Origin of the sequence: Acidiphilium cryptum JF-5, from assembly GCF_000016725.1 — a bacterium.
Taxonomy (GTDB): Bacteria; Pseudomonadota; Alphaproteobacteria; order Acetobacterales; family Acetobacteraceae; genus Acidiphilium; species Acidiphilium multivorum.
This window is the reverse complement of the sequence record NC_009484.1, coordinates 1895509-1910421: the sequence shown is the minus strand read 5'-3', so window position 1 is coordinate 1910421 and position 14913 is coordinate 1895509. Positions and strand designations below refer to the sequence as shown.

Annotated in this window: 19 protein-coding genes and 1 tRNA gene; 6 read left to right on the top strand and 14 right to left on the bottom strand. The window is 71.8% G+C overall.

Annotated elements, in window-relative coordinates; translation table 11 throughout:
• The first annotated feature begins 64 nt into the window (after positions 1 to 64).
• Genes ACRY_RS11090 through ACRY_RS11080 form a run of 3 tightly spaced genes read left to right on the top strand, consistent with a single transcriptional unit; the run spans position 65 to position 3038 of the window.
• A complete protein-coding gene (locus tag ACRY_RS11090; RefSeq protein WP_011942447.1) occupies positions 65 to 703 on the top strand; it encodes a DUF6134 family protein in 639 nt (212 codons plus the stop codon).
• A complete protein-coding gene (locus ACRY_RS11085) occupies positions 703 to 2244 on the top strand; it encodes a cryptochrome/photolyase family protein (protein ID WP_011942446.1) in 1542 nt (513 codons plus the stop codon). Before ACRY_RS11090 ends, ACRY_RS11085 begins: the two co-directional genes overlap by 1 nt.
• The gene (locus tag ACRY_RS11080) at positions 2241 to 3038 is read left to right on the top strand and encodes an SDR family NAD(P)-dependent oxidoreductase (RefSeq protein ID WP_007423663.1); all 798 of its coding nucleotides are present in this window, start codon (positions 2241 to 2243) and stop codon (positions 3036 to 3038) included. The genes ACRY_RS11085 and ACRY_RS11080 overlap by 4 nt, the downstream gene beginning before the upstream one ends.
• Here ACRY_RS11080 and dut read toward each other — a convergent pair.
• From dut to ACRY_RS11065, 3 genes are read right to left on the bottom strand one after another with little or no spacing between them, the layout of a single operon-like run.
• Positions 3035 to 3499: a dUTP diphosphatase gene (gene dut, locus ACRY_RS11075; RefSeq protein ID WP_007423662.1), complete on the bottom strand. Its 465-nt coding sequence runs from the start codon at positions 3497 to 3499 to the stop codon at positions 3035 to 3037. The genes ACRY_RS11080 and dut overlap by 4 nt on opposite strands.
• Positions 3496 to 4704: a bifunctional phosphopantothenoylcysteine decarboxylase/phosphopantothenate--cysteine ligase CoaBC gene (gene coaBC / locus ACRY_RS11070; protein ID WP_013640174.1), complete on the bottom strand. Its 1209-nt coding sequence runs from the start codon at positions 4702 to 4704 to the stop codon at positions 3496 to 3498. The genes dut and coaBC overlap by 4 nt, the downstream gene beginning before the upstream one ends.
• On the bottom strand, positions 4692 to 5441 hold the full coding sequence (locus ACRY_RS11065) for a class I SAM-dependent methyltransferase (protein WP_011942444.1): 750 nt from the start codon (positions 5439 to 5441) through the stop codon (positions 4692 to 4694). The genes coaBC and ACRY_RS11065 overlap by 13 nt, the downstream gene beginning before the upstream one ends.
• A gap of 28 nt (positions 5442 to 5469) precedes the next feature.
• On the opposite strand from ACRY_RS11065, the gene mutM reads away from it, so the two are divergent.
• Positions 5470 to 6297, top strand: a complete 828-nt coding sequence (gene mutM, locus ACRY_RS11060; RefSeq protein ID WP_011942443.1) for a bifunctional DNA-formamidopyrimidine glycosylase/DNA-(apurinic or apyrimidinic site) lyase — start codon at positions 5470 to 5472, stop codon at positions 6295 to 6297.
• A 28-nt stretch (positions 6298 to 6325) separates the two neighbouring features.
• On the opposite strand, the gene ACRY_RS11055 is transcribed toward mutM, so the two are convergent.
• The 9 genes from ACRY_RS11055 to ACRY_RS11015 all read right to left on the bottom strand — a co-directional run bounded on the left by ACRY_RS11055 (position 6326) and on the right by ACRY_RS11015 (position 11851).
• Positions 6326 to 6943, bottom strand: a complete 618-nt coding sequence (locus ACRY_RS11055) for a phosphoribosylanthranilate isomerase (RefSeq protein ID WP_011942442.1) — start codon at positions 6941 to 6943, stop codon at positions 6326 to 6328.
• Positions 6943 to 7647 (bottom strand): orotidine-5'-phosphate decarboxylase, encoded by a 705-nt coding sequence (pyrF, locus tag ACRY_RS11050; protein ID WP_011942441.1) that lies wholly within the window; start codon positions 7645 to 7647, stop codon positions 6943 to 6945. Before pyrF ends, ACRY_RS11055 begins: the two co-directional genes overlap by 1 nt.
• A 1-nt stretch (position 7648) precedes the next feature.
• The gene (locus ACRY_RS18120) at positions 7649 to 8002 is read right to left on the bottom strand and encodes a lipopolysaccharide assembly protein LapA domain-containing protein (RefSeq protein ID WP_050751112.1); all 354 of its coding nucleotides are present in this window, start codon (positions 8000 to 8002) and stop codon (positions 7649 to 7651) included.
• Positions 7965 to 8306: an integration host factor subunit beta gene (locus ACRY_RS11040; protein WP_007423782.1), complete on the bottom strand. Its 342-nt coding sequence runs from the start codon at positions 8304 to 8306 to the stop codon at positions 7965 to 7967. Before ACRY_RS11040 ends, ACRY_RS18120 begins: the two co-directional genes overlap by 38 nt.
• 95 nt (positions 8307 to 8401) lie before the next feature.
• Positions 8402 to 9040, bottom strand: coding sequence for a MarC family protein (locus tag ACRY_RS11035; protein WP_007423783.1), 639 nt, complete (start codon positions 9038 to 9040; stop codon positions 8402 to 8404).
• The gene (gene mobA / locus ACRY_RS11030) at positions 9034 to 9624 is read right to left on the bottom strand and encodes a molybdenum cofactor guanylyltransferase MobA (protein ID WP_011942440.1); all 591 of its coding nucleotides are present in this window, start codon (positions 9622 to 9624) and stop codon (positions 9034 to 9036) included. Before mobA ends, ACRY_RS11035 begins: the two co-directional genes overlap by 7 nt.
• Positions 9625 to 9649: 25 nt before the next feature.
• Positions 9650 to 9725, bottom strand: a tRNA-His gene (locus ACRY_RS11025).
• Between the two features lie 58 nt (positions 9726 to 9783).
• Positions 9784 to 10827 (bottom strand): aspartate-semialdehyde dehydrogenase, encoded by a 1044-nt coding sequence (locus ACRY_RS11020; RefSeq protein WP_011942439.1) that lies wholly within the window; start codon positions 10825 to 10827, stop codon positions 9784 to 9786.
• Positions 10828 to 10903: 76 nt separating this feature from the next.
• Entirely contained in the window at positions 10904 to 11851 is a 948-nt protein-coding gene (locus ACRY_RS11015) for an isoaspartyl peptidase/L-asparaginase family protein (RefSeq protein ID WP_011942438.1), read from the bottom strand.
• Positions 11852 to 11940: 89 nt separating this feature from the next.
• Here ACRY_RS11015 and ACRY_RS11010 point away from each other — a divergent pair, with 89 nt between their 5' ends.
• On the top strand, positions 11941 to 12735 hold the full coding sequence (locus ACRY_RS11010; RefSeq protein WP_011942437.1) for an enoyl-CoA hydratase-related protein: 795 nt from the start codon (positions 11941 to 11943) through the stop codon (positions 12733 to 12735).
• Here the strand turns inward: ACRY_RS11010 and ACRY_RS11005 are convergent.
• Positions 12707 to 13855 (bottom strand): MFS transporter, encoded by a 1149-nt coding sequence (locus ACRY_RS11005; RefSeq protein ID WP_269214176.1) that lies wholly within the window; start codon positions 13853 to 13855, stop codon positions 12707 to 12709. The genes ACRY_RS11010 and ACRY_RS11005 overlap by 29 nt on opposite strands.
• Positions 13856 to 13947: 92 nt before the next feature.
• Positions 13948 to 14241, bottom strand: a complete 294-nt coding sequence (locus tag ACRY_RS19930; protein WP_007423540.1) for a BolA family protein — start codon at positions 14239 to 14241, stop codon at positions 13948 to 13950.
• Between the two features lie 74 nt (positions 14242 to 14315).
• On the opposite strand from ACRY_RS19930, the gene ACRY_RS10995 reads away from it, so the two are divergent.
• Positions 14316 to 14906 (top strand): J domain-containing protein, encoded by a 591-nt coding sequence (locus ACRY_RS10995; RefSeq protein ID WP_013640163.1) that lies wholly within the window; start codon positions 14316 to 14318, stop codon positions 14904 to 14906.
• Positions 14907 to 14913 lie beyond the last annotated feature (7 nt).

Here is a 14913-nt window from a genome sequence, read left to right as displayed (position 1 = left end):
GGCGTCGCGGCATCCATTCGCCGCCCGTTGCCCGTAACCGCAGGGAAACCGTGAAGGAGGAACGATGACCGACGCCCCCATCGGCCGTCGCGGCGTCCTCGCCGCGGCGGCAGCCCTGGCGTTGCCCGTCCCGCGGGACGACCGCCTGGCATTCGACATCTACCGCAACGGCAGCCATGTCGGCCGGCAGAGCCTGCGCTTCATCCGCGCGGGCGACCATCTCCGGGTGGAGAACCACGCCGCCCTCAAGGTCGGGCTGATCGGCATCCCGCTCTTCACCTACCGCGCCCATATCGTCGAGCACTGGCAGAACGGGGCCTTCCGCGCCGCGACCAGCGAGATCGACGACAACGGCCGCAAGATCCGTCTCAGCGTCGAGCGGACGGCGTCCGGCGTCGTCATCGCCGGCAACCGCATCGCCCGCTACACCGCCCCGCGCGACGCCCTGCCGCTCACCTACTGGAACAAGGCGATGCTGAACGGCCCGATGATCAACATGCAGACCGGCCATACCGACCGGCCGACCATCACCCGCCAGGGCTGGTTCCACCTGCCCGCCATGCCCTCCGGCACCGTCACCGCGGCGCGCTACCAGCTCACCGGCCCGATCCGTCTCGCGGTCTTCTACAACCAGGCCGACACCTGGTCCGGCCTCGACTTCCATCACGAGGGTCACGTTACCTACCGCCCGATCCTCGGCTGATGCCCGGTCACCTGCGCGTCATCCTGGGCGACCAGCTCTCGCCCGCCATCGCCGCCCTCGCGGGCCTCGACCCCGGCGCCGACACGGTGCTGATGGCCGAGGTGATGGGCGAGTGCACCTATGTCCCCCACCATCCGCAGAAGATCGCGCTCGTCCTCGCGGCGATGCGCCACTTCGCCAGGGCCCTGCGCGCCCGCGGCGTCGCGGTCCGCTACGTCGCGCTCGACGATCCGGCCAATACCGGCACGCTCGCCGGCGAGGTCGCCCGCGCCTGCGCCGCGCTGAAGCCGGACGCCATCATCGCCACCGAACCCGGCGAATACCGGGTGCTCGAGGCCATGCGCGGCTGGGCCGAGCAGACCGGCATCCCCTGCGAGATCCGCGACGACACGCGCTTCCTCTGCTCCCGCGCCGATTTCGCCGCCTGGGCCGGATCGAAAAAACAGCTCCGTATGGAGTTCTTCTACCGCGAGATGCGCCGCCGCCACCGCATCCTGATGGAGGGCGACGACCCGGTCGGCGGCAAATGGAACTACGACCCCGAGAACCGCAAATCCCTGCCCGCCGGGCTCGCGCCCCCCGAAGCGAAGCGCTTCCCGCCCACGGCCGAAACCCGCGAGGTGCTCGCCCTCGTCGCCGCCCGCTTCGCCGATCATTACGGCAGCCTCGATGCGTTCGACTGGCCGGTCACCGCGCGCGATGCCGAGGCGGGCTTCGCCGATTTCCTCGCCCGCCGTCTCCCCGGCTTCGGCGACTGGCAGGACGCGATGGCGGCGGACCGGGATTTCATGTTCCACTCGCTGGTCTCCGTCCCGCTCAATCTCGGCCTGCTCGACCCGCTCGATCTCTGCCGCCGCGCCGAGGCCGAATACGAGGCCGGCCGCGCCCCGCTCAACGCCGTCGAGGGCTTCATCCGCCAGATCCTCGGCTGGCGCGAATTCATCCGCGGCATCTACTGGCGGCACATGCCCGGCTACGCGACGCTGAACGCCCTCGGCGCCGACCTTCCGCTGCCGGACTTCTACTGGACCGGCGCCACCGACATGCGCTGCATGGCCCAGGCGATCGGGCAGACGCTGCGCCGCGCCTACGCCCATCACATCCAGCGCCTGATGGTCACCGGCAATTTCGCCCTCCTCGCCGGCATCGCGCCGGATGCGGTCGACCGCTGGTATCTCGCCGTCTACGCCGATGCCTATGAATGGGTGGAAATGCCCAACACCCGCGGCATGGCGCTGCACGCCGATGGCGGCTTCGTCGGCTCGAAACCCTATGCCGCCTCCGGCGCCTATATCGCCCGCATGAGCGATTACTGCGCCGGCTGCCATTACGACGTGAAGGACGCGGCCGGCCCGCGCGCCTGCCCCTTCAACGCGCTCTACTGGGATTTCATCGCCCGCCACGCGGATCGCTTCGCCGCCAATCCGCGCATGGCGATGCCGGTGCGAACGTGGCACAAGATGGCGGAACCGAAGCGCCGCGCCCTGCGCGACCGCGCCGCCGAGCTGCGCCGCCGCCTGCAACACGGAGACAGAATATGAAACCCGTCACCAGCGCCGACGGCATCGTCTGGATCACCGGCGCCTCCAGCGGCATCGGCCGCGCCCTGGCCGAGGCGCATGTGGCGCAGGGCTGGCGCGTCGCCATCACCGCCCGGCGCGAGGCCGAGCTTCGCGCCCTCGCCGAAACCCATCCGAGCCGCATCATCGTCGCGCCGGCCGACGTGACCGATCCCGACTCGGTGCGCGAGGCGGTGAACACCATCACCCGCGACGGCCCGATCGCCCGCGCCATCCTCAACGCCGGCACCTATGAGCGCGACACCGCCGAAACCTTCACCGCCGATCGCCTGCGCCGCCAGGTCGAGCTGAACCTGCTCGGCACCGCGCGCGGGCTCGAACTGGTGATGCCGGCGATGATCGCCCGCAAGCGCGGCCAGATCGCGCTGATGTCCTCGCTCGCCGGCCTCGCCGGCCTGCCCGGCTCGGTCTCCTATTCGGCGACCAAGGCGGCGCTGATCGCCACCGCCGAAGCCCTGAAATTCGATCTCGACCGCCACGGCGTCGCGATCTCGGCGATCTGCCCCGGTTTCGTGAAATCGCCGCTCACCGCGAACAACCGCTTCCCGATGCCCTTCCTGATGGAAACCGACGCCGCCGCCCGCGCCATCCTGCGCGGGCTCGATGCCGGGCGGTTCCTGATCGCCTTCCCCGAAGGCCTGGCCCGCCCGCTGCGCATCCTGCGCCTGCTGCCCCATGCCGCCTTCTTCCCGCTCGTCGCCCGCTTCACCGGGTCGCGCACGCCGGGCAGGGCGGAGCCGGACCCGGAGAGCTAGTTCCCCATCGGGAAATCGAGCCCGGTGCTGCCGAACCCGCCCGCCTCGCGCGCGGTCCGGTCGAGATCGTCGGTCTCCTGCCACACCAGCCGCGACACCGGTGCCAGCACCGCCTGGGCGATCCGCATCCCCCGCGTCACCTCGAACGCCTCGGTCCCGGCATTGAGCACGATCACCTGGATCTCGCCGCGATAATCGCTGTCGATCGTCCCCGGACTGTTCGGAATCACGATCCCATGCTTGAGCGCGAGGCCCGAGCGCGGGCGGACCTGCAACTCGAAATCCGGCGGCAGCGCGATGGCGAGCCCGGTCGGCACCAGCGCCCGCGCCCCCGGCGCGATCACCACCGGCGCATCGACCGCCGCCAGCAGATCGAGCCCCGCCGATCCGGCGGTGGCATAGTCGGGCAGGGGCAGGCCGGCGCCATGCGCCAGCCGCTTCACGGCAACTGCAATCGTCATTGGAAAATCCCTGAAATCCTCTCCGCCAGCCGGTCGGCCACCGCGTCCTTCCCGGCGCGCGGCCAGGGCTCGGCGCCCGCTTCGGTGATCAGCACGACCTCGTTCTCGGCGCCACCCATGATGCCGGTTCCCGCGCCGACATCGTTGGCCACGATCCAGTCGCACCCCTTGCGCGCCCGCTTCGCCGTCGCCTGCGCGACAAGGTCGCCCGTCTCCGCCGCGAACCCGACGACAAGGCGCGGCCGCCGTCCCTCAAGCCGCGAGACTTCCGCGAGAATGTCGGGGTTTTCCACCAGCGCCAGCGCCGGCGGCGCGCCGGTCTTCTTGATCTTCCGCCCCTGCGCCTCGACCCGCCAGTCCGCGACCGCGGCGCAGAACACCGCGGCATCGGCGGGCAGGGCGGCAAGCACCGCCGCGCGCATCTCCAGCGCGGTTTCGACCCGCACGACCGCCACGCCGGCCGGATCGGCCAGCGCCACCGGCCCCGAGACCAGCGTCACCCGCGCCCCGCGCCGCGCCAGCGCCGCGGCGATCGCGTGGCCCTGCCTGCCCGAACTGCGATTGGCGATGTAGCGCACCGGGTCGATCGGCTCATGCGTCGGCCCGCTGGTCACCACCACATGCCGCCCGGCCAGAATCCGCTCGCCATCGAGCCGCGCGACGATCGCCTCCAGAATCGCCGCCGGCTCCGCCAGCCGCCCCGGCCCGAACTCGCCGCAGGCCATCGGCCCCTCCTCGGGCCCGACCACCGAAACCCCGCGCCGAAGCAGCGTCTCCAGATTCGCCACCGTCGCAGGATGCGTCCACATCCGCACGTTCATCGCCGGTGCGACCAGCACCTCCTTGTCGGTCGCGAGCAGCAGCGTGGTCGCCAGATCGTCCGCCATCCCCGCCGCCATCTTCGCCAGCAGATCCGCCGAGGCCGGCGCCACCACCACGAGATCCGCGCTGCGCGAGAGCTGGATATGCCCCATCTCGCTCTCGCCGGTCAGCGAGAAGAGGTCGGTATGCACCCGGTCCTCGCACAGCGCCTGCACCGAAAGCGGGGTGACGAATTTCTCTCCCCCGGCGGTGATCACCGCGCGCACCGCGCCGCCCTCCTTGCGGATCAGCCGGATCAGCTCCAGCGCCTTGTAGGCCGCGATCCCCCCGCCAATGACGAGCAGCACCCGCCGCCCGGCGAGGCGTGCGCTCACAGCCGCCATCCCGAATGGATCGCCGCGATCCCGCCGCTCAGGTTCCGGTATGAAACCCGCTCGAATCCCGCCCGCCGCATCATCCCCGCCAGCGTCTCCTGGTCGGGGAACATGCGGATGCTCTCGGCGAGATACTGATAGCTCTCGCGGTCCTGCGCGACCCGCGCGCCGATCGCCGGCAGCGCCACGAACGACCACTTTTCGTAAAGCGGCTGCGCCGCCGCCACCTGCAAGCGCGAGAACTCCAGGCAGAAGAACCGCCCGCCCGGCTTCAGCACCCGCCGCGCCTCGGCCAGCACCCGGTCCTTGTCGGTGCAGTTGCGCAGCCCGAACGCGATCGACACCCGATCGACGCACGAATCCCGCAGCGGCAGCGCCTCGGCATCCGCCACCGCGAAGCCGATCCCCTCGATCCGCGCCTGCTCCTCCGCCCGTCCGCGTCCGACGCGCAGCATCGCCTCGTTGATGTCGGTCATCAGCACCGGCCCGCCGCCGGCGGCGAGCCAGCGCAGCGAAATATCCCCGGTCCCGCCCGCGAGGTCGAGCAGCGTGCGGTGCGGCCGCGGGTCCATCATCGCGACGAATTCCCGCTTCCACAGCCGGTGCACGCCGAGCGACATCAGGTCGTTCATGATGTCGTAGCGCCCGGCGACGCTGTCGAACACCTCCCGCACCTTGTGCCGCTTCTCGCCGCGCGGCACGGTGGAAAACCCGAAATCGACGGTCTCGCTGCTGGTATCGGCCATGGGCTCAGGCTATAGCCGCAAACGCACCATGCCGGAACTCCCCGAAGTCGAAACCGTGATGCGCGGCCTCGCCGCCAAGCTCGAAGGCCGCCGCCTCGCCCGGGTCGTCCTCGCCCGGCCCGACCTGCGCTGGCCGATCCCCGAGGGCTTCGTGCAGTTCCTCTCCGGCGCCCGCGTCGAGGGTTTCCGCCGCCGCGGCAAATACATGTTCATGCGGCTCGACCGCGCGCTGTCGGTGCTGATCCATCTCGGCATGTCCGGCCGGATGACGATCGATTCCGCCCCGCTGCCGCACCAGCACCTGACCCTCGAAACCGACGACGGCGCCGTGATCGGCTTCGTCGATCCCCGCCGCTTCGGCGCGCTCGACCTCGTCGCGACCGCGGCGGAGGACTCCCACCGCCTGATCGCCGGCCTCGGCCCCGAACCGCTCGACGATGCCTTTTCGCCCGCCACTCTTGCGTCCGCCCTCGAAGGCAAGAAAACCCCGATCAAGGCGGCGCTGCTCGACCAGTCGGTCGTCGCCGGCCTCGGCAACATCTATGTCAGCGAGGCCCTGTTCCGCGCCGGCATCCTCCCGCACCGCCTCGCCGGCACGATCGGGCGGGGCAGGGCAGGGCGCCTGGTGCCGGCGATCAAGGCCACGCTCACGGACGCCATCGCCGCCGGCGGCTCCTCGCTGCGCGACTACGTCCAGCCCTCCGGCGAACTCGGCTATTTCCAGCACGCCTGGAAAGTCTACGACCGCGCCGGCCAGCCCTGCGAACGCTGCCCCGGCCCGGCCGCCTGCGCCGGCATCAGCCGCACCGTCCAGTCCGGCCGCGCCACCTATTTCTGCGCCCGCACCCAGAAATAGCCCGCGCCGGGCAACCGCCGGCCCGGCCTCAGGCCGCGTGCGCCGCCGCGACGAAGTCCCGGATCAGCGGAACCGATTTCTCCCCCGGCGCGCTCTCCACCCCGGAGGACACATCCACCGCCGCCGCCCCGCTCGCGCGCACCGCCGCGGCCACGTTCGCCGGCGTCAGCCCGCCCGCCAGCAGCCACGGGGCGGGGGCCCGCCAGCCCTGCATCACCGCCCAGTCGAACGCGGTGGCATTGCCGCCCGGCCGGTCCGCGCCCCGCGGCGGCTTCGATTCGATCAGGAACCCGTCCAGCCCCTCATCGTCGCGCGGCAGATCGGCGGCGGAAGCAACCCCCACCGCCCGCCACACTTTCGCGCCGAACCGCGCCCGCATCGCCCGGCAGGCTTCCGCGCCGGCATAGATCTGCAGAAATTCGAGGTCCTGCACCTTCAGCACCGCCTCGATCGCCGCCGGTTCGGGGTCGACGAACAGCCCCACCCTCGGCACCCGCGCATCCGCGCCGATCGCCTTCAGCGCCTCGATCGTGACGAATCGCGGCGAGCGCGGAAAGAACACGAACCCGACCCAGTCCGCCCCGGCATCGGTCGCCGCCAGCCAGGTCTCGCGTGTGCGCAGCCCGCAGATCTTGGCCCGCGCCATCAGCCGATCGACGCGGCGATGGAAGCTGCTGCCGCCGCCGGATTGGCGGCGGTGGTGATCGGCCGGCCGACCACGATATAACTCGCCCCCGCCGCGATCGCCGCTTCCGGCGTCGCCACCCGCGCCTGGTCGCCATGATCGGCGCCCGCGGGCCTTATTCCCGGCACCACCAGCACCGGATCGGCGCCGAACGCGTCGCGCAGCACCGAAATCTCGTTGGCGCTGCACACCAGCCCGTCCGCCCCGGCGGCGAGCGCCAGCTTCGCCAGCCGCAGCACCTGCTGGCGCGGTCCGCCGGCCACCCCGGTCTCCGCCAGCGCGCCGGCCGAAAGGCTGGTCAGCACCGTCACCGCCAGCAGCACCGGCCGCGCCGCGCCCGCCGCCTCGGCCGCTTCCCGCGCCGCCGCGATCATGGCGCTGCCGCCCGCCGCGTGCACCGTCAGCATCGCCGGCCGCAACGGCAGCAGCGCGCGCACCGCCCCGGCCACCGTGTTCGGAATGTCGTGCAGCTTGAGATCGAGAAACACGTCGTGCCCGGCGGCGGCGTCCAGCAGCGCCGGCCCGTTGGCGCAGAACGCCTCCAGCCCCAGCTTCACCAGCCCGCAATGCGGCCCCACCGCGCCCGCCAGCCGCCGCGCCTCATCGAGCGAAGGCGTGTCGATCGCGGCGATCAGCCGCCGTGCGCCATGTCGTGCCGCGCCCATCTCAGACGGCCGGCGGCAGGCTGATCGTCTCGTCCGCCGGCGCTTGCGGTGCCGGCGGCTGCGCCCGCAGCGCCGCGAGTTGCCGCTCGGCCCGCTTCGCCCGCCGCAGCGCCCGCAGCCGGTGCGGCACATGGATCAGCATGCCCAGCAGCATGCCCAGCCCGAAGGCGATCAGCACGATCGCGCCGAGCACCGCCGAGCCCAGCGTGCCGAACGGAAAGAACGAAACCGCCACCGGCGCGCGGTTCGACAGGAGAAAAATCACCAGCGCCAGAATAACCAGCGCCCCGAAAATGAGCCGGACGGTCTTCAGCGGTCTACTCCTCGTCGTCCTCGTCGTCGTCCCCGGCGCCATCGGCCCCGCCGTCGAGCGGTTTCATGCCCGCGTTGACCATCTCGCGCAATTCGCGCCCGGCGCGGAAGAAGGGCACGGTCTTCTCGTCCACCTTCACCGTCTCGCCGGTCCTGGGGTTGCGCCCCGCCCGCGCCTGGCGCTGCTTCACCGAGAACGCGCCGAAGCCGCGCAATTCCACCCGCCCGCCCGCGGCGAGGGTGGCGGTCATCTCGTCGAACATCGCGGTGACGATCCGCTCCACATCCGCCAGCGTCAGGTGGGGATGGTCAGCCGCCAGCGCCGCGATCAGTTCAGATCTTGTCATGAGCCCGCCTCCCGTTTGCGTTACGGTGCCAGACGCGCCCGGTCCGGTCAATCCGCGCCTTGCCTAGAATGTTGAAAACGGCGGAAATTTCCGCCTCAGCCGAGATGCAGCGCGGCCTGCGTGCCCTCGATGATGAACTGCGCCGCCAGCGCCGCGACCAGGATGCCCAGCACCCGCCCGACCACGCTGGCCCCGGTCGCCCCCATCAGCCGCGCGAGCCGCCGCGCGCCCAGCATCGAAACCAGGGTGGCCGCGATCATCGCCGCCAGCGCCAGCGCGTTGGCGAGCACCGCCCCCGGCTGCCCGCCCGCCTTGGCGTGCAGCAGCACCATCGTGGTCATCCCGCCCGGCCCGGCGATCAGCGGAATCGCCAGCGGAAACACGCTGATATCCTCGGTCGACTCGCTCGCCGCACTGCGCTCCTCGCTGCTCGCCCGCAGCTCGCCCTTCGCCGTCACCATGTCCTTGGCCGAGAGGAACAGCAGCGCCCCGCCGGCGATCTGCAAGGCCGGAATCCCGATCCCGAGCAGCCGCAGCAGCTTTTCCCCCGCGAGGCCGAACACCAGCAGCACGAGGAAGCTGATCGCCGAGGCCCGCTTGGCGATCGTCCGCCGCTTCGCCGCGTCGTCATGCGTGGTGAGCGCCGCGAAGATGATCGCGGTGCCGACCGGATCGATGATGACGAACAGCGCCACCGCGGCATAGAGGAAATCGGCGATGAACGCGTTCAGCACCGCCCCGCCTCCGCCGCGTCGAGATCGGCCTGCGTGTTGATGTTGACGAACGGGTCGCGCTCATCCGCGAACGCCACCGCGCGCATCCCGATCTCCGCCGCGAAGCCCGACACCCGATACGGTCCTGGCCCGTCGAGGAAGCGCTCCAGCGCGTCCGCCGCCGCCACCGGCCAGAGTGCGACGAGATGATGCGTCCGCCCGTGCGAGGCCGCCACCGCGGGTGCCGCGCCAAGCCGGGCCGCAAGGTCGCGCGGCGCGAAGGGCGTGTCCACCGGCAGGCTCAGCAGCGTCTCGCCGCCTGAAGCCGCCGCCCAGCGCATCCCGGCGAGCACCCCGGCCAGCGGCCCCTTGCCGCGATGCCGCCCGTCCTCCAGCACCGGAATCCCGAACCGCGCGAAACGCGCCGGATCGCCCGCCGCGCTGAGTGCCACGGCGCCGACCTGTCCCGAAACCGTTGCGATGGCGTGATCGAGCATCGTCCGTCCGTGCAGGATCAGCAGCGCCTTGTCCACCCCGCCGAGCCGCCGTCCGGCGCCGCCGGCCAGGATCACCGCCCGGAGATGAGAACCCGATGGATCTGCCATGAGGGAATTGCGAGGGGCAAAAAGATGGGGCGAACGATGGGGCTCGAACCCACGACATCCAGGACCACAACCTGGCGCTCTACCAGCTGAGCTACGTCCGCCGACGGACGGGGGTTTAGGCCGATCGACGCGGTCTCGTCAATCGGCCTTCCCGGATAATCAGGCGGCCTTCTTGCCGATCAGCCCGCGCTTGACGATCGTCTCGGCGATCTGCACCGCGTTCAGCGCCGCGCCCTTGCGCAGATTGTCCGAAACGCACCAGAAGCCGAGCCCGTGCGGCACCGTGGGATCGACCCGCAGCCGCGACACATAGACGGCATCCTCGCCCTGGCATTCCAGCGGGGTGACGTAGCCGCCATCCTCGCGCTCGTCGAACAGCGTCACGCCCGGGGCCGCGCGCAGCGCCGCCCTTGCCGCCTCCAGCGGGGCCGGGTTGGCGAACTCGACATGCACCGCCTCGCCATGGCCGATGAACACCGGCACCCGCACGCAGGTCGCGAACACCGCGATATCGGGGTCGAGGATCTTGCGGGTCTCGACCGTCATCTTCCACTCTTCCTTGGTCGCCCCGTCCTTCATGAACACGTCGATATGCGGGATCACGTTGAAGGCGATCGGCTTGGTGAAGACTTCCGGCTTCGTCGTCTCGTGGACATAGGTGGCCTTGGTCGCGCGCTCCAGCTCGTCCATGCCCTCCTTGCCCGCGCCGGAGACCGACTGGTAGGTCGCGACCGACACGCGGCGGATGCCGAATTTCTCGTGCAGCGGCTTCAGCGCCACCACCATCTGGATCGTCGAGCAGTTCGGATTGGCGATGATCCGCCGCCAGTCCGGCTTCGCCATGAAGGCTTCCAGCGCGTGGGTGTTCACCTCCGGCACCACCAGCGGCACGTCCGGCTCCATGCGGAAATGGCTGGTATTGTCGATCACGATGCACCCCGCCTCGGCCGCGCGCGGCGCGTGCACCGCCGAGATCGAGGCGCCCGGCGAGAACAGGCCGAAATCCACCCCGCGGAAATCGAAGGTCTCCAGGTTCTTCACGGTGAGGATCGCCTCGTCGCCGAAGCTCACCTGCTGTCCCGCCGAGCGCGGGGAGGCGAGGGCGATCACCTCGGAGGCGGGAAAGTTCCGCTCCGCGAGCGTCTTGAGCATCTCGCGCCCGACCGCCCCGGTGGCCCCGACAACTGCAACTTTATACGCCATCTGCCTTCATCCTCATCCAATTCAGCTGCACGAGCTAGCGTCCCGCCCGGCAAGGTGCAAGGGAAATGCCCGCACCTCACAACGGAACGGCGCGAAATTCCTCGCGGTGGATCGCCGTGCGCAGCATCCGGTCGCCGCCGATCATGCCGCGATACATGCCCGACGAATTGAACGGCATCACCGGGTCGCCGGCGGCGCCGAGCGCGATCAGCCCGCCATCGCCGCCGCGCGGCGCGAGCTCGGCGATCACGTCCGCCGCCGCCTTCGCCAGGCTCTCGCCCTTGTAGCGCAGCCGCGCCGCGATGTCGGCGGCGGCGGTGTAGCGGATGAACACCTCGCCCGTCCCGGTGCAGCTCACCGCGCAGGTCTCGTCATCGGCGAAGGTGCCGGCGCCGAACACCGGCGTGTCGCCCACCCGTCCGGCGCGCTTGGCGGTGATCCCGCCGGTCGAGGTCGCCGCGGCGAGATGCCCGTGCGCGTCCCGCGCCACCGCCCCCACCGTGCCGTGCCGGTCGGCGTCCGAGCGCGTGTCCGGCGCGCCCGAGGCCCGGCGCGCCAGCTCCATCTCCAGCGCCGCCCGCCGGTTCGGCGTCTCGAAATAGGCCTCGGTCTCGAATTCCAGCCCCGCCGCCCGCGCCACCGCCAGCGCGCCGTCGCCGATCATCAACACATGCGGCGTCGTCTCCATCACCGCCCGGGCCGCCAGCACCGGGTTCACCGGCCCGCAGATCCCGGCCACCGCCCCGGCCGCGCGATCCGCCCCGTTCATGATCGCGGCGTCCATCTCCAGCGTGCCGGCATCGGTCAGCACCGCCCCGCGCCCGGCATTGAACAGCGGATCGTCCTCCAGCATCACCACCGCCGCCGCCACCGCGTCCAGCGCCGAGCCGCCCTCGCTCAGCACGTCCCAGCCCGCGCGCAGCGCCCGCCGCAGCCCCTCGTGCCGCGCCTCCGCCATCTCCGGCGTCATGTCCGCCGCCCGCATCGTGCCCGCCCCGCCATGGATCGCGATCGAGATGCTCATTTCGTCTCCTTATTGCCGTAAGCGTCAGTTCTCGCCATACTCGGCGCACCGGCGCACACTAGTCGCCCGGAACGCAGGGAGGAACAGGAATGGCGGCAGAGCTGATCGTGGAAAGCGTCGGAGCGGTGCGGGTGCTGAAGCTCAACCGGCCCGACCGTCTGAACGCGCTGAACGAGGCGGTGCACGAGGCGCTCGCCGCCGCCTTCGCCGCCATCGAGGCGGACGATTCGGTCCGCGCCGCGCTGCTGACCGGCGAGGGCAGGGGGTTCTGCGCCGGCGCCGATCTCAACCAGTCCCTCGGCGGCGGCCCGCGCGATCTCGGCGCCTCGATCGACCGGCACTACAATCCGCTGGTCCGCCGCATGCGCGCCCTGCCGAAGCCGATCGTCGCCGCGGTCAACGGCGTCGCCGCCGGCGCGGGCGCCAATCTCGCCCTCGCGGCGGATATCGTGCTCGCCTGCGAGTCGGCGAATTTCACCCAGGCCTTCATCCGCATCGGCCTGATCCCGGATGCCGGCGGCACCCATTTCCTCCCCCGCGCGGTGGGCGATGCCCGCGCCCGCGGCCTCGCCATGCTGGGCGAGACCATCACCGCCCGCCAGGCCGCCGACTGGGGCCTGATCTGGCGCTGCCTGCCCGACGAGGGCTTCCTCGCCGCCGCCCTCGCGGTCGCGGCCGATCTCGCCTCCCGCCCGACCCAGGCGCTCGCCGCGATGAAGGCGGCCTTCAACGCCGCCGGCGCCAACGGGCTCGACGCCCAGCTCGATCTCGAGCGCGACCTGCAACGCCGCATGGGCCGCACGCCGGACTTCGCCGAGGGTGTCGCCGCCTTCCGCGAGAAGCGCCCGGCGAACTTTACCGGCGCGCCGCCAGCGCGAGACTGAGCGCGATCGCCCCGAGCCCCGCGAACAGCGCGCGGGGCCCGGCGCCCGCGTGCAGCAGCGCGGTCAGGATCAGGCTCGCCGCGACCATCCCGGCGGCGGAGAGAATGTTCGTCCCCGCCACCGCCCGGGCCCGCGCCTCCGCCGGCGCCCAGGCCTGCACCGCGGCGAAGCTCGGCACCGCGATCACCCCGCCGCCGAGGGCGACGACGAACAGCAGCGCCAGCGTCACCCCGAACCGGTCGGCCGCCGCCAGCGCCCCCAGCGCCAGCGCCGCGATGCCGACCGCGACCGTCCCGCCCCATGCCGGCGCCAGCGCGATCCGCCCGCGCAGCCGCGAAGCCGCGAGAAAACTCCCCGCGCCGATGCCGAGCGAGAACACCGTCAGCCCCAGCGTCACCGCGCCCGGCCCGCGCCCCAGCGTCGTCCGCGTCAGCACCGGCAGCAGCGTCATGCAGGTGATCCCGGCGAACCAGAACCAGGCGTTGACCAGCGCCGCCCGCCACAGCGGCGCCGCGCCGCGCAGCGTGCGCAGCAGATCCGCCGAGGCCGCCACCGGGCTCGCCGAGAGTTTCAGCCCCGGCCGCGCCGCCCCCGGCCGGGGAATCAGCGCCGCGGCGCCGAAGGCGAGCAGGGCGAACCCCATCACCACGGCGCCGAGCAGCCAGGGCTCCCGCGCGCCGAGCAGCCCGCCCAGCGCCGTCCCCGCCAGGATCGCGAGGAAGGTCGCGAAATCCACCATCGCATTGGCGAGCGGCAGCCGCGCCGTCTCCAGCAGGTCCGGCAGCAGCCCGTATTTCACCGGCCCGAACAGCGCCGCCAGCACCCCGAAGGCGAGCAGGGCCGCGAACAGCACCGGCACCGAGCCGGCGAGAAACCCCGCCACCGCCAGCCCCGCCGCCCCGATCTCGACCCCCTTGACCACGGTCGCGACCCGCGCCTTGTCGAACCGGTCCGCCAGCTCGCCGGCAATCCCCGAACACAGCAGGAACGGCAGGATGAACACCCCGCCCGCCAGCGCCACCAGCGCCGGGCCGTCCTTCGCGCGGTAGAGGATCAGCACCACCAGCGCGGTCTTGAGGAAATTGTCGTTGAAGGCGGCGAAGGCCTGGCACCAGAACAGCGGCGCGAAGCGCCGGTCCAGCAGCAGCGCGCCTGGGGTCGCGCCCGAAGGCGCGCCGGATGTCGCGCCCGAAGGCGTGCGGGCGTTCGCGCTCAGGCTTCGTCCGGCGTCTTGAGGTCGAGGCTGAGCGCGTGCAGCCCGGTCTCGAACTCGGCCTTCAGCGCCTCGTTCACCGCCCGCTGCCGCGCCACCCGGTTCATCCCCCGGAACGCCTCGGCCACCATCTTCAGCCGGTAATGCGTCTCGCCCGCCTCCGGCGCGTGTCCCGGCCCGGTCATCCGGCCGATATGGCTGGCGTGTTTCGCGCTGTCGTCCTTCAGCTCGAGCAGGCCGGGCGCGAAGCGTTCCGCGAGGATCGCGCGGATTCTGTCGGATCGTGATGTCATGGGTGGATTGTGCGCCGCCGCCCCCCGGTTGCCAAGACGCCGGCAAAGGGCAAATTAGGGAACATGACGAGACTATGCCCATGACCCGGACCACCCGCCGCGTGCGCGCCTTCGCGCCCGACCCGGATGCCCCGGGCCGCGCCTGCGACATGCCCGACTGCGACAAGCAAGGCGAATACCGCGCCCCCCGCTCGCGCGAGCACCTGCGCGACTGGCACTGGTTCTGCCTCGAGCATGTCCGCGCCTACAATGCCGGCTGGGACTACTACAAGGGCATGAGCCCCGGCGAGATCGAGGCGCATCTGCGCGCCGACACCGCCTGGCAGCGCCCCACCTGGCCGCTCGGTCGCGCCGGCGCCGTCGGCGAGGCGGTCGAGGCCGAGCTCGCCGCCTTTTCCGGCCTCGGCCGCGCCCGCCGTCCCGAGCCCGAGCGCGCCCCGCCCGAGCTGCGCGAGGCGCTGGACGTGCTCGGCCTCGCCTGGCCGGTCACCCGCGAGGCGGTGCGCGCCCGCTACAAGGAGCTGGCCAAGCGCCACCACCCGGACGCCAATGGCGGCGACCGCAGCGCCGAGGAACGGCTGAAGACGATCAACCTCGCCTACGCGACGCTGCGCGCCCGCCTGCCGGCCGCCGAGGGTCAGCCCCGCGCCGCCGCCGGCGCCTGATCCCTTG